Annotated in this window: 24 protein-coding genes; 17 read left to right on the forward strand and 7 right to left on the reverse strand. The window is 71.5% G+C overall.

Features of this window, described 5'->3' with window-relative positions; genetic code table 11:
• Nucleotide 1: 1 nt before the first annotated feature.
• Nucleotides 2-520 (reverse strand): GNAT family N-acetyltransferase, encoded by a 519-nt coding sequence (locus HP445_RS01155; RefSeq protein ID WP_128781276.1) that lies wholly within the window; start codon nucleotides 518-520, stop codon nucleotides 2-4.
• On the opposite strand from HP445_RS01155, the gene HP445_RS01160 reads away from it, so the two are divergent.
• The 3 genes from HP445_RS01160 to HP445_RS01170 are packed head-to-tail and all read left to right on the forward strand — an operon-like array spanning nucleotide 519 to nucleotide 2,661.
• On the forward strand, nucleotides 519-1,160 hold the full coding sequence (locus HP445_RS01160; RefSeq protein ID WP_128781277.1) for a helix-turn-helix domain-containing protein: 642 nt from the start codon (nucleotides 519-521) through the stop codon (nucleotides 1,158-1,160). The genes HP445_RS01155 and HP445_RS01160 overlap by 2 nt on opposite strands.
• A gap of 46 nt (nucleotides 1,161-1,206) precedes the next feature.
• Nucleotides 1,207-1,695 (forward strand): ribose-5-phosphate isomerase, encoded by a 489-nt coding sequence (locus HP445_RS01165; protein WP_027464669.1) that lies wholly within the window; start codon nucleotides 1,207-1,209, stop codon nucleotides 1,693-1,695.
• Nucleotides 1,696-1,731: 36 nt separating this feature from the next.
• Entirely contained in the window at nucleotides 1,732-2,661 is a 930-nt protein-coding gene (locus HP445_RS01170) for an Fpg/Nei family DNA glycosylase (protein WP_071246661.1), read from the forward strand.
• 28 nt (nucleotides 2,662-2,689) lie between these two features.
• Here HP445_RS01170 and HP445_RS01175 read toward each other — a convergent pair whose 3' ends face one another.
• Nucleotides 2,690-4,159, reverse strand: coding sequence for an amidohydrolase (locus tag HP445_RS01175; protein ID WP_128781278.1), 1,470 nt, complete (start codon nucleotides 4,157-4,159; stop codon nucleotides 2,690-2,692).
• Entirely contained in the window at nucleotides 4,156-4,815 is a 660-nt protein-coding gene (locus tag HP445_RS01180) for an FMN-binding negative transcriptional regulator (protein WP_128781279.1), read from the reverse strand. The genes HP445_RS01175 and HP445_RS01180 overlap by 4 nt, the downstream gene beginning before the upstream one ends.
• Nucleotides 4,816-4,994: 179 nt before the next feature.
• Here HP445_RS01180 and HP445_RS01185 point away from each other — a divergent pair, with 179 nt between their 5' ends.
• The 9 genes from HP445_RS01185 (at nucleotide 4,995) to HP445_RS01225 (ending at nucleotide 14,374) form a co-directional block, all read left to right on the forward strand.
• Nucleotides 4,995-6,581, forward strand: a complete 1,587-nt coding sequence (locus HP445_RS01185) for a peptide ABC transporter substrate-binding protein (RefSeq protein ID WP_217499637.1) — start codon at nucleotides 4,995-4,997, stop codon at nucleotides 6,579-6,581.
• A gap of 8 nt (nucleotides 6,582-6,589) precedes the next feature.
• Nucleotides 6,590-7,984 carry a M14 family zinc carboxypeptidase gene (locus tag HP445_RS01190; RefSeq protein WP_128781280.1) on the forward strand — a complete coding sequence of 465 codons (1,395 nt, stop codon included), beginning with the start codon at nucleotides 6,590-6,592 and terminating at the stop codon, nucleotides 7,982-7,984.
• A complete protein-coding gene (locus HP445_RS01195) occupies nucleotides 7,984-8,925 on the forward strand; it encodes an ABC transporter permease (RefSeq protein ID WP_128781281.1) in 942 nt (313 codons plus the stop codon). Before HP445_RS01190 ends, HP445_RS01195 begins: the two co-directional genes overlap by 1 nt.
• The gene (locus HP445_RS01200; protein WP_128781282.1) at nucleotides 8,922-9,812 is read left to right on the forward strand and encodes an ABC transporter permease; all 891 of its coding nucleotides are present in this window, start codon (nucleotides 8,922-8,924) and stop codon (nucleotides 9,810-9,812) included. The genes HP445_RS01195 and HP445_RS01200 overlap by 4 nt, the downstream gene beginning before the upstream one ends.
• Nucleotides 9,813-9,896: 84 nt before the next feature.
• Nucleotides 9,897-11,306 carry a serine hydrolase gene (locus HP445_RS01205; protein ID WP_241660461.1) on the forward strand — a complete coding sequence of 470 codons (1,410 nt, stop codon included), beginning with the start codon at nucleotides 9,897-9,899 and terminating at the stop codon, nucleotides 11,304-11,306.
• Entirely contained in the window at nucleotides 11,303-11,884 is a 582-nt protein-coding gene (locus tag HP445_RS01210) for a GbsR/MarR family transcriptional regulator (RefSeq protein WP_111033454.1), read from the forward strand. Before HP445_RS01205 ends, HP445_RS01210 begins: the two co-directional genes overlap by 4 nt.
• On the forward strand, nucleotides 11,881-13,542 hold the full coding sequence (locus tag HP445_RS01215; protein WP_128781284.1) for a dipeptide ABC transporter ATP-binding protein: 1,662 nt from the start codon (nucleotides 11,881-11,883) through the stop codon (nucleotides 13,540-13,542). The genes HP445_RS01210 and HP445_RS01215 overlap by 4 nt, the downstream gene beginning before the upstream one ends.
• 248 nt (nucleotides 13,543-13,790) lie before the next feature.
• Nucleotides 13,791-14,120, forward strand: coding sequence for a hypothetical protein (locus HP445_RS01220; RefSeq protein WP_035807629.1), 330 nt, complete (start codon nucleotides 13,791-13,793; stop codon nucleotides 14,118-14,120).
• A gap of 101 nt (nucleotides 14,121-14,221) precedes the next feature.
• Nucleotides 14,222-14,374, forward strand: a complete 153-nt coding sequence (locus HP445_RS01225; RefSeq protein ID WP_017886018.1) for a hypothetical protein — start codon at nucleotides 14,222-14,224, stop codon at nucleotides 14,372-14,374.
• Between the two features lie 67 nt (nucleotides 14,375-14,441).
• On the opposite strand, the gene HP445_RS01230 is transcribed toward HP445_RS01225, so the two are convergent.
• The 3 genes from HP445_RS01230 to HP445_RS01240 are packed head-to-tail and all read right to left on the reverse strand — an operon-like array spanning nucleotide 14,442 to nucleotide 17,583.
• Complete coding sequence (locus HP445_RS01230) at nucleotides 14,442-15,299, reverse strand: EamA family transporter (RefSeq protein ID WP_128781285.1); 858 nt, start codon at nucleotides 15,297-15,299, stop codon at nucleotides 14,442-14,444.
• 13 nt (nucleotides 15,300-15,312) lie between these two features.
• The gene (locus HP445_RS01235; protein WP_027464682.1) at nucleotides 15,313-15,975 is read right to left on the reverse strand and encodes a response regulator transcription factor; all 663 of its coding nucleotides are present in this window, start codon (nucleotides 15,973-15,975) and stop codon (nucleotides 15,313-15,315) included.
• 39 nt (nucleotides 15,976-16,014) lie between these two features.
• Nucleotides 16,015-17,583: a sensor histidine kinase gene (locus HP445_RS01240; RefSeq protein WP_128781286.1), complete on the reverse strand. Its 1,569-nt coding sequence runs from the start codon at nucleotides 17,581-17,583 to the stop codon at nucleotides 16,015-16,017.
• Nucleotides 17,584-17,715: 132 nt separating this feature from the next.
• Between HP445_RS01240 and HP445_RS01245 the strand changes: the two genes are divergently transcribed.
• Nucleotides 17,716-18,444 carry an AraC family transcriptional regulator gene (locus tag HP445_RS01245; RefSeq protein WP_128781287.1) on the forward strand — a complete coding sequence of 243 codons (729 nt, stop codon included), beginning with the start codon at nucleotides 17,716-17,718 and terminating at the stop codon, nucleotides 18,442-18,444.
• 382 nt (nucleotides 18,445-18,826) lie between these two features.
• Here the strand turns inward: HP445_RS01245 and HP445_RS01250 are convergent, their stop codons facing one another.
• Complete coding sequence (locus HP445_RS01250) at nucleotides 18,827-19,858, reverse strand: LacI family DNA-binding transcriptional regulator (RefSeq protein WP_128781288.1); 1,032 nt, start codon at nucleotides 19,856-19,858, stop codon at nucleotides 18,827-18,829.
• 118 nt (nucleotides 19,859-19,976) lie between these two features.
• Between HP445_RS01250 and HP445_RS01255 the strand changes: the two genes are divergently transcribed.
• The 4 genes from HP445_RS01255 to HP445_RS01270 are packed head-to-tail and all read left to right on the forward strand — an operon-like array spanning nucleotide 19,977 to nucleotide 24,543.
• On the forward strand, nucleotides 19,977-21,251 hold the full coding sequence (locus tag HP445_RS01255) for an ABC transporter substrate-binding protein (protein ID WP_128781289.1): 1,275 nt from the start codon (nucleotides 19,977-19,979) through the stop codon (nucleotides 21,249-21,251).
• 33 nt (nucleotides 21,252-21,284) lie between these two features.
• A complete protein-coding gene (locus HP445_RS01260; protein ID WP_027464687.1) occupies nucleotides 21,285-22,163 on the forward strand; it encodes a carbohydrate ABC transporter permease in 879 nt (292 codons plus the stop codon).
• Nucleotides 22,160-23,146: a carbohydrate ABC transporter permease gene (locus HP445_RS01265; protein ID WP_204166197.1), complete on the forward strand. Its 987-nt coding sequence runs from the start codon at nucleotides 22,160-22,162 to the stop codon at nucleotides 23,144-23,146. The genes HP445_RS01260 and HP445_RS01265 overlap by 4 nt, the downstream gene beginning before the upstream one ends.
• Complete coding sequence (locus HP445_RS01270) at nucleotides 23,146-24,543, forward strand: glycoside hydrolase 5 family protein (RefSeq protein WP_128781290.1); 1,398 nt, start codon at nucleotides 23,146-23,148, stop codon at nucleotides 24,541-24,543. The genes HP445_RS01265 and HP445_RS01270 overlap by 1 nt, the downstream gene beginning before the upstream one ends.

Below are 24,543 nucleotides of genomic sequence, written 5' to 3' on the forward strand. Positions count from 1 at the left end.
GTCAGACGAGCGGCAGGCGCATGAGCGTCAGGTCGAGCCAGCGGTCGAACTTGCGTCCGACCTCGGGCACGACCGCGACCGTGGTGAACCCCAGACGTTCGTGCAGGGCGATCGACCCCGTGTTGGTGCTGCAGATCCCGGCCATCATGACGTGCCGCCCCTCGGCGGTGGCCCGCGCGACCAACTCGGCCATCAGGGTCGTCGCGATGCCCCGGCCGCGGAACGTCTCGACCACGTAGACGCTGTGCTCGACGGTCTGCCGGTACCCGTCCGGTTGCCGCCACTGCGAGTACGTGGCGTAGCCGGCCACGACGCCGTCGACCTCGGCCACGACCACCGGGTACCCGCCTCCCTGCCGCTCGGCGAGCCACCCGTCGAAGTACGCACGCGGGTGCGGGGTGTCCTGCCAGATGGCCGTGGAGTGCAGGACGGCATCGACGTGCAGGGCGTGCACGACGTCGAGGTCGGTCGGGGTGCAGTCGCGGATCACGACCCCGTTCGTCGCATATGCTGTCGTCATGTCTCACATCGTAGACGACGCGTATTCCGATCCCGCAACCGGCGCCGACGACACCTCGGTCGCGGAGCAGCGGGCGCTCGGTGAACGCCTCCAGCGCCTCCGCACCGAGCGGAAGTGGAGTCTCACCGAGCTGGCCGAGGAGTCCGGCGTCTCCCGCGCGATGATCAACCGCGTCGAGCGCGGGGTCTCCAGCCCCACCGCGACGATCCTCGGTCGCCTGTCCGGTGCTTTCGGCCTGACGATCTCGCAGCTCCTCGACGATGCCCTGGAGCACGAGGTGCCCAGGGTGACGGACCCCGACGAGGCGCGCGGGGTCCAGCGCGGCGCGACCGCCGATTCCTGGACCGATCCCGACACCGGGTACCGCCGCCGTCCGGTCTCGAGCGCGGCGTTCCCCGCTGACGTCACCGAGGTGCGCCTCCCGGCCGGCCGCGAGGTGGCCTACCCGGCGTCCGCCTACGCGTTCCTGCGGCACTGCATCTGGGTCGTCGACGGCGTGCTCGAGGTCGTCGTCGGCGGCGAGCCGACGCGCCTGGCGGCGGGGGACCGGATCGAGCTCGGCGACCCCGCCGACGTCGTCTACAGCAACCCGGGTGAGGACCCCACCCGGTACCTCGTGGTCGTGGTCCGCGCACCGTAGTCCTTGGCGGTCCGAGCTTCGGAGCCGCAGGAATATGATCGGTTCCATGCGCATCCACCTCGGAACGGACCACGCCGGCCTCGAGTTCAACAAGACCCTCGCAACCCACCTGACCGAAGCCGGGCACGAGGTGGTGGACCACGGTCCGACCGAGTACGACGCGCTCGACGACTACCCCTCGTTCTGCATCAACGCCGCGCACGCCGTGGTGCAGGACCAGCGCGCCGGTGTCCAGGCCCTCGGCGTCGTCTTCGGCGGTTCCGGCAACGGTGAGCAGATCGCCGCCAACAAGGTCGAGGGCATCCGCGCCGCGCTCGTCTGGAACGAGTCGACCGCCCTGCTCGCCCGGCAGCACAACGACGCCAACGTCATCTCCATCGGCGCCCGCCAGCACACCGAGGACGAGGCGATCCGGTTCGTCGACCTGTTCATCGCCGAGCCGTTCTCCGGCGAGGAGCGCCACGCCCGCCGCATCGCCCAGCTCGCCGAGTACGAGACCACCGGGCTGATCGCCGGCCGCCAGATCGACGCGTAGTCCGGCCCGTCAGGGGTACCGGGTAGAACGGTAGTCATGCCCGAGGGTCACTCCGTCCACCGCATCGCCAACCAGTTCACCCGGCACTTCGTCGGCAAGCGCTGCGAGGTGTCGAGCCCCCAAGGTCGCTTCGCCGCCGGGGCCGCGCAGCTCGACGGCAAGCGCATGATCGCCGCGCGTGCGGTGGCGAAGCAGATGTTCCTGGAGTTCGAGGGCGACCTGTTCCTCCGCGTCCACCTCGGGCTGTACGGGGCGTGGGACTTCGCGGGCGTGATCTCCACCGCTGAGGCGCTGTCCGACGACGACGACCGCGAAGAGTCGCTCAGCTCGATCGGCGCACCGCGGCTCGCCCGCTACCGGATGGCCGAGCAGGAGAAGGCGGAGGACCCGATCGAGTCCTTCCCGCCGGACCCGGTGGGCCAGGTCCGGGTGAGGATCCTCACCGAGGACACCGTCGCCGACCTGCGCGGCCCGACCGCGTGCGTCGTGGAGACCCCGGCCGAGGTGCAGCGTGCCCTCGACAAGCTCGGCCCCGACCCGATGAACGACGACGGGCCCGAGGCCGAGAAGACCTTCGTCGACAACGTCCGCCGTCGGAACGTCGCCATCGGGCAGCTGCTCATGGACCAGTCCGTCGTGGCCGGCATCGGCAACATCTACCGCGCCGAACTGCTGTTCCGGCAGCGCATCGACCCGTACAAGCCGGGCAAGAAGATCACCGTCAAGCAGGCCAAGGCGCTCTGGGCCGACTGGTCGAAGCTGCTGCACGACGGCGTCCGCGACGGCCTGATGATGACGATGGACGACCTGTCCGAGGCCGACCACAAGAAGGCCCTGCGCTCCCGCAAGGACCGCCACTGGGTGTACCACCGGCAGGGCGAGCCGTGCCGCGTCTGCGGCACGGAGATCCGGATGGCGGACATGGCCGGCCGGAAGCTCTACTGGTGCCCGAAGGACCAGAAGTAGCCCACGGGGCACGGGCACGCCCGCCCGCTCACAGCTCCCGGTAGGTGAACCGTCCGGCGACGGCCGTCCCGAGCACCCGCATGCCACGCAGTGCGGCGGACGAGGACGCCAGCGGGTCGGACTCGACGAGCACCAGGTCCGCGACCTCGCCGACGGACACCCCGACGCGCCCGTCGGTCGACCCCTGCCAGGCGACGAGTGCCGAGAGCCGTTCGGCCGGGTGCCACGGGTCCCGCCCGTCGCGGTCCCGACCGACGGCCGCCGCCATCGACACCCACGGGTCGAGCGGCGCCACCGGAGCGTCCGAGCCGAGCAGCAGGCGCGCTCCGGCCCGTGCGAGCGACGCGAACGCGAAGGCCCGGTCGGTGTGCCCGGCCCAGTGCCGGTCGGCGATGTCCCGGTCGTCCATGGCGTGCTCGGGCTGCACGGACGCGGCGACCCCGAGCCGGGCGAACCGGTCGACGTCGGTGTCGACGAGCAACTGCGCGTGCTCGATCGTGCCGCGGGCCCCGACGGTCTCGAAGACGTCGAGCGCCAGCGTGTTCGCCCGGTCGCCGATCGCGTGGATCGCGGGGACGAGTCCGGCGTCGACGGCACGGCGGGTGATCGCGACGAGGTCCTCGAACGGCCAGGCGAGCACACCGGAGCCGTCGGTCATGGCGGCGGTCCGGGTGCCGAGGGACCCGTCCGTGACCACCTTGAACGGTCCCATCGTGAGCAGGCCCCGCGTGCCGTCGACCACGTCGCCGGTGCGCAGCCCCCGGGCGATGGCCTCGTCGAGCTCGGCCGGGTACACCCCGGACGCGACCCGGATCGCGTCGGTGCCGGCGTGGATCCGGCGGCGCCAGCGGTCGAGCCCGAAGCGCATCTCGAGGTCGACGACACCCGTCACCCCGCGGGCGGCCGCAGCCTCGGCAGCGTCCGCCACGTAGGCGTCGAGCAGGTCGTCCGGCACCTGCGACAGCGCACCGGTCACGTCGAACGCGTCCTGCTCGCGCAGGACCCCGTCCTCGCCCGCCTCGAGCGGGCGACCGACAGCAGCTGAGAAGTGCGCGAGCGCGAGCGCGTTGCACCACACCGCGTGCAGGTCCGCGCTGATGACGACGACCGGGAGGCCCGGGGCGGCGTGGTCGAGCAGCTCGCGTCGCGCAGGGCGCGGCCACATCCCGTCGCGGTAGCCGTGTCCGACCAGGACGCGGTCCGTCACGCCCGCCCGCGCGACGGCGGCGAGCAGGTCGGCCGTCGCCTCGGCGGAGTCGCAGCCGGTGACGTCGACACGACGGCGGACGAGTGCCCACTGGTCGAAGTGCGTGTGGTGGTCGCGGAGCCCCGGGCCGAGCCAGGCGCCGGCGGCCTCGACCACGTCGGTGTCGACACTCGTGGGGTCGAGCGTGCCGGTCGGTGCGATCTCGGTGACGCGACCGTCGACGATGCGGACGTCGGCAGGGGCTCCGGAGGTGCCCACACGCCGGACGGTGCGGAGCAGGATCTCCGTCACGGCGCCTCCAGGCCGTTCGCCGGGGACGGGACGGGCCGGACCCGCTCGACCTCGTCGGCGAGCGCCGGCGACGCGTAGGGGCCGTCGCCCCGCAGCCCGGCGACGATGCGGTCGATCACCTCGGGAGCCTTGTTCTGCGAGAGCTTGGCGCGGGCGTCGAACCGGGTGACGCGGATCCGGATGCCCACGGTGCCCTTGGCCATCCGGCGGGCGGTCTCCTCGTCGATCTGCAACGACACGGGCGACGGCATGACCCGCTCGAAGTGGTCGACGAGTTCGCCGAGCACCCGGAAGTTCTCGTCGTCGGAGAGGATCTCGGGGGTGCCCCAGACGTGGGCGGTGACGTGGTTCCAGGTGGGCACGAACTGCTCCGGCGGGTACCAGGCGGGGGAGACGTAGCCGTGGGGACCCTGGAACACGACGAGGACTTCGTGCCGTCCGAGTTCGTGGGCAACCTCGTCGGGGCGGCCGACGTGGGACACCAGGACGAGGGCGTCCGGGTCGTCGTCGGGGCCGGGGGTCTCGAGCAGGACCGGGTAGTGCGAGGCGACCAGCCCGGCCTCGGTGTGCGACACGATCGTCGCCCACGGGTTCCCGGTGATGAGGCGTCGGACCTCGTCGACCTCGGTCATCAGGAAGTGCGGTGTGTGGCGCATGTTCCGAGCGTGGCACAACGGGCCCGGTCGCGCGACGGGTGTCGTTTCGTCAGTGTTTCTGCGCGGTAAAACTCTCAGAGCGCATTGAAAGAAGTCTTGTGGTCGGGATTCGAACCGTCCTAGCTTTCCCACCACGACGACCGGGCAGGGATCCGGCCGCACCCGATCGAGGAGAGATCATGCGACGCAGGACGATCGCCGCGCTGGCCGCGGCGGCAACCTTGGCACTGGTGGCGACCGGCTGTTCGGCGGGCGGCGCGGCCGACGACGACGCTCCCTCGAGCCTGGTCTACGCGACCGGCGAACCCGACCACCTGACCCCGGGCCGGCAGACCGTGGCCTTCGACCAGGTGATGAGCGTCTTCGCGCCGCTCACCCAGACCGACGCCGACGGTGACCTGCGGTACGTGGCGGCGAAGAGCGTCGAGAGCGACGACGCCACCACGTGGACGATCACGCTGCGGGACGGCTGGACGTTCCAGAACGGCGAGGCCGTCACACCGGAGAGCTACGTGAAGGCCTGGAACCACGTCGCCTACGGCCCGAACGCGTGGGAGAACAGCGGTCAGCTCGCCGGGATCGTCGGGTACACCGACCTCAACCCGGCGAAGGGCACCCCGAAGACCAAGGAGATGTCGGGACTCAAGGTCACCGGCAAGGACACCTTCACGGTCACGCTCACCCACGCGGACAGCCAGTTCCCCCTGCAGCTCAGCCAGGCCCAGACGGCGTTCTACCCGATGCCCGAGGCCGCGTACGACGACCTGAAGGCGTACGACAAGAAGCCGATCGGCAACGGCCCGTACGAGATGACGAAGGCGTGGAAGGCGGACCAGGAGTTCACCGTCACGGCCTGGAAGGACTACGAGGGCACGAAGCCCGTCACCGACGAGGTGACCTTCCGCAGCTACTCCGACATGAACACCGCGTACACCGACGTCCTGGCCGGCAACGCCGACGTGCTGTTCCTGCCGACCGACAAGATGACGAGCGCGAAGGCCGACTTCGGCGACCGCCTGCACTCCTTCGACGCCCCCGGCATCGACTACCTCGGGTTCCCGCTGTGGGACGACCGGTACTCCGACCCCGACGTGCGCCGCGCGATCTCGATGTCGATCGACCGTGACGAGGTCAACGACGCGATCTACGGCGGCCTGTACGAACCGGCCACCGCGCTCACCCCGCCGTCGATGTCCGGCACCGAGGAGGGCATCTGCGGCGACGCCTGCGAGTTCGACCCGGCAGCGGCGAAGAAGCTCCTCGCCAGTGCCGGCGGGTTCGACGGCACGATGACGCTCGTCTACCCGGGCGGCACCGGCCTCGACTCCCTGTACGAGGCGTACGCCAACCAGATCCGGCAGAACCTGGGCGTCGACGCCGAGGCGAAGGCCACCACCGACTGGGCGTCCTACTACTCGGAGCTCACCGACAAGACCGTCGCCGGCCCGCACTTCGGCCACTGGGGCGCGCTGTACATCAGCCAGCAGAACACGCTCCGTGCGCTGTTCACCACGGCCGGTGGCTGCTCTCCGTGCACCGGCTACTACCAGTCCGACGACGTCGACTCGCTGCTCGCGAAGGCCGACTCCGCCGGGTCCCAGGACGAGGCGAACGGGTACTACACGAAGACGCAGCAGGCCGTGCTCGAGGACTTCCCGATCGTCCCGACCTTCTTCGACAAGTACTCGTACGTCACGAGCGACAAGATCGCGAAGCTGCCGGCGGTGGCGGGCAGCCCCGTGATCGCGCAGATCGCCGTGAAGTAGGGCGGGGCATGGAACAGCACACCGTCCTCGACCTGGTCCGCGACGTCCCCGACCGCGACGGCTTCCCGGTCGTCGACGACCTGCACGCCCGGTTCGCCGCGCTCGCCGCGGCGCACCCCGACCGGGTCACGGTCACCCGGATCGGCACGAGCCGCCTCGGCGAACCCCTGCACAGCTACCGCATCGGTACCGGGTCGCACGCGGCCGTCGTGGTCGGCGGGGTGCACCCGAACGAGCCGATCGGTTCGTGGACGGCGCTGCACCTCGCCGAGACGGCCCTCGGTGACGAGCGGGTGCAGGCCCTCGACGTCACCTGGCACATCGTCCCGACGATCGACCCGGACGGCATGCGGCTCAACGAGGCGTGGTTCCACGACCCGCACGACCGCGTGTTCTACTCGCGGCACTTCTACCGACCCGCTCCGGACAGCCAGGTCGAGTGGACGTTCCCGAACAGCTACAAGTCGGTGTACTTCGACCAGGTGCTGCCCGAGACGCTCGCGTTCATGCGGCTCATCGACGACACCGAGCCGGACCTGCTCGTGAGCCTGCACAACGGCGAGATGGGCGGCGTCTACTACTACCTGTCCGAGGACCTGCCCGACGTCGTCGACACCCTGCACGCGGTGCCGGCCGCACTCGGGCTGCCGCTCGACACCGGCGAGCCGGAGTCCCCGTACCTGCGGGAGCTCGCCCCGGCGGTGTTCGCGATGGACGGCATCGAGACGGCGTACGCCTACCTCGAGGAGCTCGGCGTCGACCCCGGCGAACACATCCACGGCGGGTCGAGTGCGGCGTGGGCGATGCGGCACGGGGCCCTCTGCATGGTGGCCGAGCTGCCGTACTGGAGCCACCCCGACGCCGACGACCAGACCCCGACCGGCGAGTCGTACGCCGACCTGCTGCGCCGGTGCGCGGTCGAGCTCGGTGCCTCGGGTGCGGAGCTGCAGGCGTTCCTCGACGAGGCGTCGCCGATGCTCTCGATCCCGTCCCCGTTCGTCGAGGCCTCCCGGGCGTTCGTCCCGATGCTCGTCGGGATGGCGGACACCGACCGCCGCCGCGCCGAACGGGAACCGGCCGACCGGACGGCCACCGTCGCGGAGCGCTTCGGCTGCGAGGACCTCGTCCGCTGCTTCCGCCTGCGCTACGGCGGCATGCTCCTGCGCGCCGTCGAGGCGGAGACGACCGCCGGTACGGCGTCCGCGCCGCTCCGGCGGCTCCGCGACCGCCTGGCCGAGCGCTACGCGCGCTGGCAGGCGGACGCGTCGACGGGTGCGCAGCCGATCCCGGTGGGGAAGCTCGTGGGCGTGCAGTACGGGGCGATCCTCGCCTGCGCGGCGCACGTGGCGGACCCGACCCGCGCCTCCCGTCCGGTGTCGGCGGCCGTGTCGGGAGGCGCGTGATGCGTCCGACGCTCGCCGTCGGTCGCCGACTCGGCGGCCTGGTCATCGTGTTCCTCGGGGTGACCTTCCTCATCTACGCGATGACGTTCGCGCTGCCCGGCGACCCCATCAAGGCGCTCGGCGGCGAGCGCCCCCTCACCGACTCGGTCGTGCGGGCGCTGCGGGCCGAGTACCACCTGGACCAGCCGCTGTGGCTGCAGTACGTGCAGTACCTGGGCGGCCTGTTCCGGGGTGACTTCGGCACCGACTTCAACGGGCAGTCCGTCGGCGAGCAGATGGCCTCGCGGTGGCCGGTGACGATCACGCTGGCGCTCAGCGCGTGGGTGCTCGAGATCGTCCTCGGCATCGGGCTCGGCGTGGTCTCGGCGCTCAAGCGCGGCACCGTGCTCGACAAGACGGTGCTCGTCGGCACCATCGTCGTCGGCGCGGTCCCCGTGTTCGTGCTCGGCGTGGCCCTGCAGCTGGTGTTCTCGGTGCGGCTGCACTGGTTCCCGGTCGCGGGCGTCACCGCGGGTTGGCCGACCGCGTACGTCCTGCCGGCGTTCGTGATCGCCCTGTTCGGCCTGGCCGCGGTGTCCCGGCTCACCCGGACGTCGATGATCGAGACGCTCGACGCCGACTACGTGCGGACGGCCCGCGCCAAGGGGCTCGCGCCGGGCCGGATCGTCGGTGTGCACGTCCTGCGGAACTCGCTCATCCCCACCGCCACCTACCTGGCGACCGACCTCGGGTACCTGATGGGCGGCACCGTCATCATCGAGGGCATCTTCAACCTGCCGGGCGTCGGGAACCTGCTGTTCCAGGGCATCCGCTCGCACGAGGGCGCCGTCGTCGTCGGCATCTCGACCGCCCTCATCCTGGTGTTCCTCGTCACGAGCGTGCTCGTCGACCTGCTGCACGCCGCCCTCGACCCGCGCGTCCGGACAGGAGCCTCCCGATGACCACCGAAGCCCTCGGTGCCACCGTCGACCCCGTCGTCGGGGTCCGGCGCCGCCCGTTGCTCGCCGCCGCACGGACGCCGGGGTTCTGGGTGCCCGCGTCGGTGCTCGTGGTGGTCCTGCTCGTCGCGGCGTTCCCGCAGCTGTTCGCCGGGCTGTTCGGCCACGGCGACCCCCGGGTGTGCGACCTCGGCCGGAGCGGGGCGTCAGCGACCGCCGGGCACCCGTTCGGCTTCGACCTGCAGGGCTGCGACGTGTACGCGAACGTCATCTGGGGCACCCGGTCGTCGATCGCCGTCGCGGTGCTCACGACCCTGCTCGCCGGCATGGTCGCGGTCGTCGTCGGGACCGTCGCGGGCATGGTCGGCGGGTGGGTCGACGCCGTCCTCGCCCGGCTCACCGACGTGTTCCTCGGGTTCCCGTTCCTGCTCGGCGCCGTCGTGGTGCTGAACAGCGTGGGGGAGCGGTCGGTGCTCACCGTGTCGCTCGTGCTCGCCCTGTTCGGGTGGCCGACGATGGCCCGGCTCGTGCGGTCGAGCGTCCGCAGCGTCCGGGGTGCCGAGTTCGTGCTCGCCGCCCGGACGATGGGGTTGTCGACGTGGCGGATCACCACCCGGTACGTGCTGCCGTCGTCGATCTCGCCGCTGCTCGTGCTGGCCACCATCACCGTCGGCGGGGTCATCGTGTCCGAGTCGTCGCTGACCTACCTCGGCATCGGGCTGGAGCGTCCGGCGATCTCGTGGGGGCTGCAGCTGTCCGCGGCGACGTCGCAGTTCCTCCGGGCCCCGCACATGCTCATCGCGCCGGCGGCGTTCCTCGCCGTGACCGTGCTCGCCGTCATCGCGCTCGGCGACACGCTGCGCGCCGCGCTCGACCCACGTCGGCGCTGAATGGCACGGCACACGCCGCGTCGCGGCGGGCACCGTCGCGACCGACGCGCCAGACTCGAACCACCGCCCTTCGAAAGGACCACCGTGACCGACACCCTCTCCGCGTACCGGAAGACCCTGCCCTACATCCGTGAGTGGGTGTCGTACAAGGTGTGGCAGCTGCGGGTGCCCGGCGTGCAGGTCGCCGTCGGGTACGGCGGCGAGGTCCTGTTCGACGAGGCCTGGGGCTACGCGGACGTCGAGGCCGGGCGCCGCCTGACCACCACCGACCTGTTCCGCATCGCCTCGCACTCGAAGACCTTCACCGCGACGGCCCTGCTGCAGCTCGCCGAGCGCGGGTCGCTCCGGCTCGACGACACCGTCGGCACGTACGTCCCGGCACTGGTCGACGGCGGTTCCCCGCTCGCCGACGCCACCCTGCGCGAGCTCATGGAGATGGGCGCCGGCGTCATCCGCGACGGACACGACGGCGACTACTGGTCCCTGCTCCGTCCGTTCCCCGACGAGCAGGAACTCCTGGCGCTCGTGCTCGACCGCGGCCAGAAGGTGCCGACCGGCTCGTCGTTCAACTACTCGAACCTCGGCTACTCCCTGCTCGGCCTGGTCATCGCCGCGGTGTCCGGCCAGTCGTACAACGACTTCGTGCGCGAGTCGATCACCGAACCCCTGGGCCTGCGGAACACCGGCCCCGACTGGGACCCCGCACGCGCGGACGACTTCGTGGTCGGGTACACCGGCTTCCACACCGCCCGGCACCGGCAGCGCATCGACCACGTCGACACCCGCGCGATGGCCGCCGCCACCGGCTTCCACGGCACCGCGTCCGACCTGGTCCGCTACTTCTCGCAGCACGTGATCGGGCAGGGCACCCTGCTCGACGACCACTCCAAGCGCCTCGCGCAGCGGAAGGCATGGAGCGCCACCGACGACCCCGCGGCCCGCGGCTACGGTGCCGGGTTCATCGTCGACCGGATCGGCGGACGCGAGATCCGCGGCCACTCGGGCGGGTTCCCGGGCCACATCACCCAGTCGATGTTCGACCCGGCGTCCGGGCTCGTCGTGTCCGTGCTCACGAGTGCCGCCGCCGGACCCGCCACGGTCATCGCCACCGCGGTCATCGCCATGCTCGACGCCGCAGCCGACGCCGACGCCCCGGGGACCCCGGTACCCGACGACGTCGACACCGCCGCCTTCACCGGACGCTTCGCCAACCCGTGGGGCGTCACCGACGTCGCCCGGATCGGTGACCGGCTCGTCGAGGTCGACCCGTCCGGCCCCGAGCCGATGGACACCCCCACCCGGCTCGAGGTCGTCGACGCCGACACCCTGCGGATGACCCACGGCAGCCGCTTCGGCTCGGTCGACGAGGACATCACCTACACCCGCGACGAGGACGGCACCGTGCGGGCGATCCGTGGCGGTGGCGGCATGTCGCAGGAGCCGTGGTCGATCCCGGACGAGCGACCCGAGGTGGCCGCCGGGCTGGCCTCGTGACCGACGACCGGGGCACCGACGGCACCGACGGCGCCGGCACCGACGCCGACGACGACCGGCTGCTCGGACCGGAGCGCCAGGCGTTCGTCGAGGAGTTCGCCCTGATGCTCAACGACGGCGCGGGCATGCCCCTCACCGACGCCCGGGTGCTCGGCTACCTGATGATGACCCGCGCACCGCACTCGTCGTCGTCCGACCTGCAGGCAGCGCTCGGCGCCAGCTCGGGGTCGGTGTCGATGGCCACCCGACGGCTCGTCGACTCCGGGTTCGTGAAGCGCCACATCGTCCCCGGCGAGCGCAGTCACTACTTCCGCGCCGAGGCCGACGTCTGGGGCTCCTGGCTCGCCAGCGAACGGAAGTACCTCGACCGGCAGCGCGACATCATCGGCCGCGGGCTCGCCGTCGTCGAGGGTGCGGGCCGCACCGGCACGGGCGACGTGGACGCCGAGGTCCGCGAGCGTCTGCTCAACGGCCGCGACTACATGCAGTGGCTGCAGGGCTACCACCGCAAGATGCTCGAGGAGTGGGAGGCCTTCAAGGCCGCCCGCGACGACACTGACCCTCCGGAGACCCCATGAGCGGCACCACCGACGTCCTGACCGTCGAGCACCTCACCGTCACGTTCGACGTCGACGGCGAGGTCGTCCGCGCCGTCGACGACGCCTCGTTCACCGTCGCCCGGGGCGAGGTCGTCGCGGTCGTGGGGGAGTCCGGCTCCGGCAAGAGCATGACCGCGATGACCGCGATGGGCATCGCCCCCGACGGTGCGCACGCCTCGGGGAGCATCCGGCTCGGCGACCTCGAGGTCATCGGCACCGACGAGCGCACCCTCCGGTCGGTCCGGGGTCGCAGCGTGTCGATGATCTTCCAGGACCCGTCCGCGGCCCTGAACCCGGTGTTCACGATCGGGTTCCAGCTCGCCGAGGCCGTCCGACGCACCGACGGCCAGCACGACCGCTCCGCCGTCCGGGAACGCTCGCTCGAGCTGCTCCGCGCCGTGGAGGTCCCCGAACCCGAACGCCGCCTGGGCCAGTACCCGCACGAGCTCTCCGGCGGGCAGGCCCAGCGCGTGATGATCGCGATGGCGCTCGCCGCCGACCCGGACCTGCTCATCGCGGACGAGCCGACGACCGCCCTCGACGTCACCGTGCAGGCCGAGGTGCTCGACGTCCTCCGCGCGCTGCGCGAGCGCACCGGCACCGCGATCCTGCTCATCACCCACGACATGGGCGTCGTCGCGGACCTCGCCGACCGCGTGGTCGTGATGCGCCGCGGCCGCGTCGTCGAGACCGGCACCGCCGAGGCGGTCTTCGCCGCACCGTCCGCCGACTACACGTGCGAACTCCTCGCTGCGGTCCCGCGCATGGGCACCGGGTCCGGTCTGGAGGCCCGGCTCGGCTCCGCCACGGCGCCCCCGGCCGCCGTCCTGGACGTCCGGCACCTCGTGGTCGAGTACGGCGGCGCCCTGCGCGGGCGCTTCCGTGCCGTCGACGACGTGTCGTTCACCGTCGGCCGTGGCGAGATCGTCGGCCTGGTGGGGGAGTCCGGCAGCGGCAAGACCACCATCGGCCGGGCCGCGGTCGGCCTCGCGCCGATCACCTCGGGCTCGGTGGTCGTCGAGGGCACCGACGTCGCCGGCGCACGACGAGCCGCCCGACGGCAGATGCGCCAGCACGTCGGCGTGGTGTTCCAGAACCCGCTCCGGTCGCTCAACCCCCGGTACACCGTCGGGCAGACCGTCGCCGAGCCGCTCCGCCAGATCCTCCGGCTGCCGACGGCGCAGGTCGAGGAGCGTGTCGAACGGCTCCTCGCCGACGTCGGTCTCGACGGCGGGTACGCCGAGCGCTACCCGCACGAACTCTCCGGTGGCCAACGGCAACGCGTCGCGATCGCCCGCGCGGTGGCCCTCGACCCCGCCCTCCTGATCGCCGACGAGCCGACGAGCGCACTGGACGTGTCGGTGCAGGCCCGCGTGCTCGACGTGTTCCGCGAGCTGCAGGAGCGCCTCGGGTTCGCGTGCCTGTTCGTCACGCACGACCTCGCAGTCGTCGACACCCTGTGCGACCGGGTCGTCGTGCTGCACGGCGGCCGGGTCGCCGAACACGGCACCCGCGACGCCATCCTGCGCTCGCCCCAGGACCCGTACACACGACGGCTCATCCAGGCCGCCCCGGTGCCGGACCCCGCGGAGCAGGCACGCCGACGCTCCGAGCGCCTGGCCGCTCGCGCGGGCTGAGCCGGAGCCGGAGTGCGCGTCGACTCCCGCTGCTCCGCCCGGCGAGGGACGGACGTTCGTGTCCGCGCGATGACGGTTCCGGTTCGCGCCGCCCGGGGATCGTGAACCAGAACCGTCAACGAGGTGGGAACGCGTACCCATCCGCCCCGGCTCGCCGCCCGCCGACGACACGCCCGTCCGACGCCAGGTCGTCGTCCACACGACGCGGTCGACTTGACTGCCGTTCGAACACACGTTCGAATACCGTCGTGGGACGGCGTCGCGAGAACCGGTGGCAGCCCCCGGAACACCCGGAGGTCGAGCGTCCGCGCGCGTACTCCCTGTCGGAGGACGCCCGCGGCGGCGACGTCTGCCACGCCGTCACCCCGAAGCCGGTCTGGGCGTGGATCCAGTTCCCGACCTTCCACGTCCGGGTGAAGGCCTTCGCGAAGAGCTGGACCCGGGACGCCGTGCTGGTGGAGTGGGCGCAGTTCGGGCAGCAGGCCGAGGCATGGGTGTGGCGCTCCGCGGTGAAGCACCGCACGCTCCGTGCCGACCGGGACAGCGCGAACCGGAGTCCGCAGAACGCACTGCGTTGACTTCCACCCGCACTCCGAGGATGGTTTAGCGAACGCGGGTTCAGCAAGTAACTCACTGATCGAGGCATTCGATCCGGACCCGTGCTCACGAAGGAGGCACCATGAAGAACGCAGCGGTGCCGTCCTGGGTCGCCCACGTGCTCACCCCGCCCGAGGTCATCAGCGCCTACGTCGAGCGTCGGATCAACGATCCGGCCCTCCTGTCGGGTGAGCAGTCGGAACCCACGTACGCAGATTTCCTGCGCGACGAGTAGACGGTCTTCTCAGGAGGCCCGGATCACGCACCGCCGTCGGCGGACGTGATCCGGGCCTCCTCTTCGTTCACCCCACCGGTCCGCCGCGTCGGCGACGGGCCGACAACGTCACGCCGACGCTCGCGGCGGTGACGCACGCCAGGGCGACCGTCTCGAGCACCGACAGCCCCTCGGCCAGTACCAGCAGGCCGGCCAGGGCGGCGATCGCCGGACCGAGGCTCTGCAGCACGCCGAACACCCGTGTCGGCATCCGGCGGAGCGCGAGCATCTCGAGGGCGTACGGCAGCACGCTGGACAGCACGGCGACGGCGCCGAAGACGAGCAGGAGCGTCGGCTCGCGCACGACGCCGTCCACTGCGGACCGGAGCCCGAACGGCAACGACACGAGCATCGCGACCACCATCGACACGACGAGCCCGTCGACGCCGGGGATCGCGGCGCCGACGTGCCGGTTCATCACGATGTAGCCCGCCCAGCACGCGGCGGCGAGGACCGCCCAGACGACCCCGCCCACCTCGGTCACCGCGGTCGGGCCGACGCCGAGCAGCACGACCCCCGCGAGCGCCAGCACGGCCCACAGGGCATCGCGCCAGCGCCGGGTGTGCACGAGCGACAGGGCGAGCGGCCCGAGGAACTCGATCGTCACGGCGACACCGATCGGGATGCTCGCGAACGACAGGTAGATGAAGACGTTCATGCCGCCGAGCGCCAGGCCGAGGCCGACCGCACCGAGCCACTGCGCCCGCGTCCAGTGCCGGACGCGGGGACGGACCACCAGGGCGAGCACGACGGCGCCGATGACGAGCCGCAGCGTGGCGGCACCGACCGCGCCGACGTCGTCGAAGTGGGTCTTCGCGATCGCGGCGCCGAGCTGGACGGACACCATCGCGGTGAGGGCCAGCAGGGGTGCGGGGACCCGGTTCATCCTCGGGCTCGGCTCATCCGAGGTAGGCGAGGACGGCGAGGACGCGGCGGTGGTCCTCTCCGGTGTCCTCGAGCGCGAGCTTGCCGAAGATGCTCGACACGTGCTTCTCGACGGCACCGGTACCGATCACCAGGGCGCGGGCGATCGCGGCGTTCGTGCGGCCCTCGGCCATCAGCCCGAGCACGTCACGCTCGCGCGGGGTCAAGGCTGCGAGCGGGTCGCGGCGGCGGCTCATCAGCTGCGTGACGACCTCGGGGTCGAGCACGGTGCCCCCGGCGGCGATGCGGCGGACGGCGTCGTCGATCTCCTCGAGCCGGGTGACGCGGTCCTTGAGCAGGTACCCGATACCGGTCGCACCGGCCGCGAGGACGTCCTCGGCGTAGGTGGCCTCGACGTACTGGGAGAGCAGGAGTACGCCCGTCCGTGGAGCGATCCGGCGGGTCTCGACGGCGGCGCGGACACCCTCGTCGGTGAAGGTCGGCGGCATCCGCACGTCCATCACCACGACGTCGGGTGCACCCTCGGGCAGCGTCGCCAGGAAGGCCCGGGCGTCGGAGTACTGCCCGATGACGTCGATGCCGGCCTCGTCGAGCACGCGGGCCAGGCCCTCGCGCAGCAGGACGGCGTCGTCGACGACGACGGCCCGGATGCGTGCTGCATCCGGGCCGTCTGTCATGCCGACCAGCCTAGTGGGAGCGCGGGCGCCCCCGTGGGGTCACGACCGCTGGTTCGCCGCCGTCGGCACGCCGTTCAGGGCACCGAGGGGGATCCGGGCGGTGGCCTCGGTCGGGCCGCCCTCCGGGCTCGAGACGACCAGGTCGCCGTCGAGGGCCCGCATGCGGCCGATCAGGCCCTCGATCCCGTGGCCCTGCTGCGGTCGGGCACCGCCCCGGCCGTCGTCGGTGACGCTAACCGTCAGGTACCAGAGGCCCGAGGCGTCGACGACCAGGCCGAGGTACACCCCGGCGGTGGTGGCGCCGGCGTGCTTCATGGTGTTCGTCAGGAGCTCGCTCACCGTGAAGTACACGTTGCGCTGGATCTCCGTGGCGAGTTCCAGGCCCTCGGGCAGCCGGACGTCCAGGCCCACCGGGATCGGGGTGCGGGCGACCAGCGCCTCGAGCGCCGCGACGAGTCCGCGGTCGAGCAGGATCGGCGGAGCGAAGCCGCGGGACAGTGCGCGCAGTTCGTCGAGGGCGTCCTGGGCGTGCTCGGACGCCTCACCGATGAGCTGCTTGGCCTTCTCGGGGTCCTTCTCGAAGGCGCGCTCGGCGGCGGACAGGTCCATGCGGAGTCGCACCAGCCGCTGCTGCGGGCCGTCGTGCAGGTCGCGCTCGATCTGGCGCAGTGCCTGGCCCTCGGCGGTGACGGCACCGGCGCGGGAGGCCTGCAGGCCGGCGACGCGCTGCTCGAGTTGCTCGGCCCGGAAGCCACCCAGCAGGCCGAAGTCGACCCAGTAGTGCGCGAGGACGGACCCGCGGGCCCAGAGCGGGAAGAGCACGACCGAGGCCGCCATCGACAGCAGGCCGAGGGCGCCGACGCCGGTCACGAACCCGACGCTGTCCGTGAAGTAGCCGACCCGGACGTTGTTCGCGAAGTACAGTCCGCCCACGACGATCGGCCAGGCGAAGCCGACGAGCAGCAGTGCACCGGTCCCGACGGTCACGACCGCGACGAGCGGGTACACGACCGCGGCGTGCAGCAGGTAGAGCCAGTAGTGCGGGTTGGCGACGGCCGACCCCGTGCGGGTCCACCAGTTCTGCTGCCAGCGGGGCGTCCAGTCCACCGGGCGGATCGGCCTCGGGTCGGCCCAGCTCATGCGGAGCTTCTCGAACTGTCCGAGCCACCGCGCCACGAACAGCGCGATGAAGAACATGAGCAGGACGAAGGGGTTGAACAGGTCCCGGAACCCGCCACCGAAGATCGCCGTCGGGAACGCGAAGTACAGCGTGCAGAGCAGCACGGCGGTGAGCGCCATGTAGCCGAAGTCACGCGGTAGACGCTTCCACGCGTCGCGGTAGAACTGCCCGGCGGTCATGCCGGAACCGCGACCGGAACCACCGACCGGACCGGACCCGACCCGCGGGGTGGCGCTCCACGACGCCGGCGGCGACTGCCGGGCGTCCTGGGGGTCCTGCTGGTGCTGGCGCGGGTACTGGGGCATCGGCTTGGTGGCTCCAGGGGGCACGGAGTCGCCCAGCGGGACGGTCTGGGCCTGGTCGGGCGAAGGCGTGACGTCGTCCAGCGGGACGGTTCGCGCCTGGTCGAGGCGGTCGGTGTCGGTCATGCATCCAGCCTCGCGATCGCGGAGCCGTTCCCCCATCCTGCCCTCTCCCCACCCCGGGTGGGGTTATCCCCCCTCTTCCACAGGTCGCCCGATCCACGCCCACGCGTCAGGCCCGTGGATCACGCTCGTCGGATGGCTGATGCGCTCCGAGCACTGATCGACGCCGTCGGGCTCCAGGTGGGGCCGGGCACCGAGGTCCGGTCCGACGACGAGGCGTGGACGCTCGACGTCGAACCGACGCGCACCCACGTCTGGGTGGCGACGCGGTCCCGCTCCGTGTGGGTCCGGCGCGGAGACGACATCGCGATCGTCGACGCCGGCACCGCTGCCCTCGTCGAAGGGCATGCGACGATCACGATCGGCACGGGCCCGGAGCGCTCCGGCCCGCCCCGCGTCGCGGAGACGTACGCGTTCCCGCACGAGGCACTCTTCGCGCTGACCGGTGTCCTCGTCGGCGCCGCAACGCTCGGCCCGCTCGCCGACGAGGTCCTCGCACTCCCACCCGTCGCGAGCACCGGTCCGCCCGGGGCTCCCTCGCCCGACGTCGGCCTCGCGCTCCGCCACGTCGGGCACCTCGACGGCGGGAGGTGGCACGGCGCGCAGCAGCAGGCCCTCGCCCGACTCGTCGTCACGACGGTGCTCCGCGACAACCCGCCCCCGATGCTCGGCGACAACGGTCTCGCGCGGATCCTCGACCGCCTGTTCGATCCGGCCGGTCCGTCGTCCCTGCAGGCCCTCCTCGTCGGTGTCCGGATGTCGGAGCGCACCCTCGAGCGCCGGTGCGCCGCAGCGACCGGTTGCTCGCCCGCGCAGCTCGGCCGCTGGTACCGCAGTCTCGCCGTCCGGAGCGCACTCACCTGAGGCGACCGTCCGTCCGACGTCGCGACCCGCTTCGGCTTCAGCACGACGTCGTCCATGCGGCGGGCCCTCGAGCGGGTCCGACCCCCGACGAACCGCCGGTGACCGTCGACCGCGGGGGAAGGAGGTTCCGCTCCGCGCCGTGACGGTTCTGGTTCACGATCCTCGGGTTTCGTGAACCAGAACCGTCACGGCGCGGAGAAGACCACGTCGTCCCGCGTCGGCGCAGTGCAGTGCGGTGCGTGCGCCAGATGCAGGCAGCCGCGCCGCGCTTCGGGAGGGGGAGCGGCGGCAGCGGGAGCGGGAGCGGGAGCGGGAGCGGCGGCAGCGGGAGCGGCGGCGGCGGGAGCGGGAGCGGGTCGTCGGCGCCGACGTCCGGAGCGGGTCAGGCGGGGGCGCGGCCGGTGGACTCGCGGACGCTCAGGGTGAGCGAGGGGCCCGGGCGTGAGGGGAGCTGGGCGCTGGCGTCGATCTGCGCGCGCAGCAGGGTCGCCGCACGCTGCCCGAGCTCGACGGTGTCGCGGGTGAGCGAGGTGATCGCCGGGCGGACGAGCCGGATCATCGCCGAGTCGTCGAAGGACACGATCGAGACGTCCCCGGGCACCGCGACGCCCATCTCGCTCGCCACGCCCAGCCCGGCGACGGCGAGCACGTCGTTGTCGTAGACGATCGCGGTCGGTCGGACGCTCCGGGACAGCAGGGTCCGGGTGGTGCTCGCGCCGGCCTCGGCCGAGTAGTCCGTCGGCACCGAGACCGTGTCGTCGAGCCCCTCGTCGGCAGCGAACGTGCGGAGCCGGTCCATGCGCATGGCGGTGTGCTCGAACTCGGGCCTGCCGGCGACGTGCGCGATGCGTCGGTGCCCGAGGGCGTGCAGGTACCGCAGAACGGTGTCGGTGGCGTCCGAGTCGTCGATCCAGACCGTGGGGGCGGCACCGTCGGGGGAGGGGTGCGAGCCGACGACGACGGTCGGCATGCCGAGGTCGGCGAGCAGGGCGAGCCGGGCGTCGTCGCGACGGGGGTCGATCACGATGACGCCGTCGACACGGTGTCCGCGCCACCAGTCCCGGTAGGTCTCGAGTTCTTCCTCGGCATCGCGCGCGACGAGCAGGTTCATGCCGACGTGGGTGCCGGCGAGCCCGAGCTGGATGCCGGAGATCAGGTCACCGAAGAACGACTCCGTGCCCAGGGTCCGGGCCGGGCGGTTGAGCACGAACCCGATGGAACCGGCCTTCGCGCCGCCGAGTGCCCGGGCAGCGGTGTGCGGCTGCCAGTCGAGCTCGCGGGCGATCTCGCGCACGCGGCGACGGGTCTCGTCGGAGACGCCGGGGCGGTCGTTCAACGCGAACGACACCGCGCTGATGGACACACCGGCCCGCGCGGCGATGTCGGCGATCGTCGTTCGACGCTTGGTGGCCACGGGGTTGACTATAGCGCTTTAGTCATTCACAGTGGCTGCCACACACGGGTTCGGTGACTGCTGCTGAACCGGTTCAGCTATGACGAGGGAGTCAGACGCCATGAGGACCACCACACGCATGACGAGGGGCCGCGCCACCGCGCTGCTCGCGACGGCCGCCGCCACGGCGCTCGTCCTGACCGGCTGCTCGAGCGGCGGGAACGCGGCCGACAACGGCGGCGGCGAGATCAGCGGCACCATCACCCTGCAGACCTGGGCGCTCACGCCGACCTACACGGGGTACCTCAACGGGGTCATCAAGGACTTCGAGCAGGCCCACCCGGACGCGAAGGTCAAGCTGCAGGACCAGCCCGGCGACGGGTACGCCGACAAGGTGCTCAGCCAGGCCTCGTCGAACAGCCTGCCCGACGTGATCAACCTGCCGCCGGACATCGCCCTGCCGCTCGCGAAGCGCGGGTTCCTGCAGGACGTCGCGAAGGACGACTCGAAGCTCGCCAGCACGTACGTCGCCGGCGCGTTGGACTCCTACGAGTACAAGGGCGTCAACGGCACGTTCGGGTATCCCTGGTACCTCAACACCGACGTGAACTACTGGAACTCGACGATGTTCGCCAAGTGCGGCCTCGACGCGAAGAACCCGCCGAAGACCACCGACGAGCTGTTCACGCAGGCGAAGACCATGCACGACAACTGCCCGACCGACTACCTGATGAGCCGGAAGCCCGGCCTCGGCGACTTCACGCTCGCCGGCGTCAAGGTGCTCAACGCCGACGGCACGAAGTTCACCTTCGCCGACTCGTCGAAGGCCGCCGACCTGATCGACCGCTACAAGGACGCGTACCAGGACGGCTACATGCCCTCCAACGTGCTGAACAGCGACTACCTCGGCAACTCCACCCTGTTCACGCAGGCCAAGGTCGCCTGGACCACCGGTGGCGCCACCTCGCTCGCCGACTTCGAGAAGAACAACCCGTCGCTCAAGGGCAAGGTCACCGTCAGCCCGGCACTCGACACCCCGCCGCTCTACGTGCAGGGCCTGTCGGTCTCGAGCAAGTCGAAGCACCTCGCCACCGCCGAGGCCTTCGCGAAGTTCATGACGAACGCGGAGAACCAGGAGGCGTTCGCCCACAAGGTCAACATCTTCCCGTCCACCACGTCGTCGCAGTCCGACCCGTACTTCTCGAAGGACGACGGCACCGTGAACGGCGAGGCCCGGGTCCTGGCGAACGAAGCCCTGAAGACGGCGAAGGTCATCAACCCGGTCGAGGCGAACTCCGCGATGACGGACTTCCTCGACCAGCAGATCGCCCTCGCGATGAAGGGCCAGGTGGCGCCCGAGAAGGCGTTGCAGACCGCCCAGACCAAGATGAACAGCCTGCTGGCCAACGGCTGATCCGGCCCCGGAGAAGGAAGAGGGAGGATCGTCATGCGTGCGAACCGCTGGTACACGCCCTGGTTGCTCGTCCTGCCGGCACTGATCTGGCTCGTCGCGTTCAGCCTGTGGCCCTCGATCAACACGGTCCGGTTGTCGTTCACGAACGCCAGCCCGCTCGGCGGCGTCAGCCAGTGGGTCGGGGTGCAGAACTTCGAGACCCTGCTCGCCGATCCGCAGGTGTGGGAGGCGCTGCTCAACAGCGTCATCTACATGGCGGTGTGCCTGCCGCTGCTGACGGTCCTCCCGCTCCTCATCGCGGTGCTCGTGCAGCAGAAGCTGCCCGGGATCGCGTTCTTCCGCACCGCGTTCTACACGCCGGTCATCGCGTCCGCGGTGGTCGTCGGGCTCATCTGGACGTGGATCCTCGACGACCGCGGTGTCATCAACGAGATGGCGCAGGCGCTCGGCGTCGTGCAGGGCAGCGTCCCGTTCCTGACCGACCGGTGGCTGCTGCTCCTCAGCGCCATCAGCCTGACGGTGTGGAAGGGGCTCGGCTACTACATGATCATCTTCCTGGCCGCCCTCGGGAACGTCGGCAAGGACCTGCACGAGGCCGCCGCGCTCGACGGCGCCGGCGCGGTCCGGCGCTTCTGGTCGGTCACGATGCCCGGGGTCCGCGGCACCATGACGCTCGTCGGGATCCTGGTGTGCGTGTCCGCGCTCCGGGTGTTCAGCGAGCTCTACATCCTCACCAACGGCACCGGCGGGCCCGGCGGGCAGGACAACTCGCTCGTCATGCTCATCCAGCAGTACGCCCGCGGCTTCACCGGCAACCTCGGCTACGCGTCCGCCCTGAGCCTCCTGCTCTTCGTCGTGACGCTCGTGCCGATGCTCGCCCTCGCCCGGATGAACAGCAAGGCGGACAAGTGACGAACACGACCAGCACGACCGAACCCGTCATCGGCGGCGCGCAGGGCGCAGCCAGCCCGACGCCGGACGTGACCGGCGCGACGGGCGCTGGACGGGCCTCCAGGCAGAACGGACGGGGCGGACGCGACGGACGCAAGCGGCGCCGCGCGGTCTGGGGCGTCATGTCCACCCGCGAGAAGGTCGTCCGCTACGTCCTGCTCATCGTGGTGCTCTTCATCACGATCGGCCCGTTCCTCTGGCAGCTCTCCACGTCGCTCAAGGGCGCCGGTGAGGACATCTACACGGCGAACCCGTCGTTCATCCCGTCCGAGCCGACCATCGAGAACTACCTGAAGGTCGCCGCCGCGATCCCGGTCTGGCGCTACATCGGCAACTCGCTGCTCGTCGCCGCGATCGACGTGCTCGGCAACATCGTGTTCGCGACCCTGGCCGGCTTCGCCCTCGCCCGTCTGCAGTGGCGGCACCGGAAGCTCGTGCTCGGCCTGTTCCTCGGCACCCTCGTGCTGCCCGGCGAGGCGACGATCATCTCGCAGTTCGTCACCGTGAAGGACCTCGGCCTCGCCGACAACCTGGTCGGTGTCGCCCTGCCCGGCATGATCGCGGCGCTCAACGTCCTGCTCATGTTCAACGCGTTCCGGCAGATCCCCGAGGAGATCGACCAGGCCGCGGTGATGGACGGCGCGAACGCGATGCAGCGCCTCCGCTACATCTCGCTGCCCGCCGTGCAGGGGACCATCGCGGTCATCGCGATCTTCTCGTTCATCGGCGCGTGGGACGACTTCCTCTGGCCGCTCATCGTGCTGCAGTCGCCCGAGAACCTCACCCTGACCGTCGGGTTGCAGTACCTGCAGGGCACGTTCGCCACCGACCAGCGGATGATCGCGGCCGGCACCATGATCGCCTTCATCCCGATCGCCGTGATCTTCGCCGTCCTGCAGCGCTTCTTCTTCAAGGGCGTCGAAGAGGGCGGTGTGAAGGGCTGATGCGGTTCGGGGTCAACTACACGCCCTCGGTCGGCTGGTTCCACTCGTGGCTCGACTTCTCGCGGTCGGACACCGCCAGGGACCTCGAGGCCATCGCGTCGATCGGCGCCGACCACGTGCGGATCTTCCCGCTCTGGCCGGTCGTCCAGCCGAACCGGACGCTCATCCGGCAGCAGGCCCTCGACGACGTCGCGACGGTCGTCGACCTCGCCGGCTCGTTCGGACTCGACGTCAACGTGGACGCCCTGCAGGGGCACCTGTCGAGCTTCGACTTCGTGCCGCCCTGGCTGGACAGCTGGCACCGCCGCAACATGTTCACCGACCCGGACGTGGTCGCGTCGACCGCCGCGTACGTCCGGGCGCTCGCCGGAGCCGTCGCCGACAAGCCCAACCTGCTCGGCATCACCATCGGCAACGAGGTCAACCAGTTCGCGCACGCGCCGCACCCCGCCCCGCACGCGATCACGGCGGAGCAGGGGCACGCGTGGGTGGCGGCGATGGTCGCGGCGGCGCGCGCGGGGCTGTCGGACGGGTCGTCGGCGTCGGCCGCGTCGTCCGTGTCGGTCGGCCTGGAGGCGCGGCTCGACCCCGCCTCGTCGGTCCCGTCCGCCACCGGGTCGCGTCCCGGGCCCTTGGTCACGGTCGCGCAGTACGACGCGGCCTGGTACGACGACGCCCAGCCCTTCGGCCCCGAGCACGCGGCGGACCACGGTGACGCCACGGTCACGCACTCGTGGGTGTTCAACGGCTCGGCGGCCCTGCACGGCGCCCTCGGAGCCGGGTCGGTGCGGCACGGGGAGTACCTGCTCCAGCTCGCCGCGGCCTGGAACCGCGACGCCGCCCGGCCGAACTGGCTGCAGGAGGTCGGCGCCCCCACCAACGTCGTCGACCCCGCCGACGCCGCCGCGTTCACCGAGCAGACCATCCGGCACGTCCTCGACGCGCAGCAGGTGCTCGGGGTGACGTGGTGGTGCTCCCACGACGTCGCCCGGTCGCTCGCCGACTTCCCCGAGCTCGAGTACGACCTCGGGCTGTTCACGAACGACGGACGCCTGAAGCCCGCCGGCGAGGCGTTCGCCGCCCTCGCCCGCGCCGAGCACACCCGCGACGCCCGTGCCGCACCGCCGACCACCGCGCTCGTCCTCGACGACGTGCTGTCCGACGGCACCGACCGGCACGGCACCCGCGCCGACTGCGCCCCCGGCGGTCGGTTCGCCGCCGCCTGGCTCGCCCTGGCCGAGGCCGCACCGGACGGCCGCGGCCCCCAGGTCGTCCTGCGCTCCCGCCTGTCGGACACCGCGCTGCTGGCCGCCCGAGGCATCGACCGCTGCGTCGACGTGCCCTCCGACCTCGACACCACCACCGTCCGCGTCGCCCACCCGGCGACGACGCCCTGA

Source organism: Curtobacterium flaccumfaciens (assembly GCF_013359815.1).
GTDB lineage: Bacteria > Actinomycetota > Actinomycetes > Actinomycetales > Microbacteriaceae > Curtobacterium > Curtobacterium flaccumfaciens.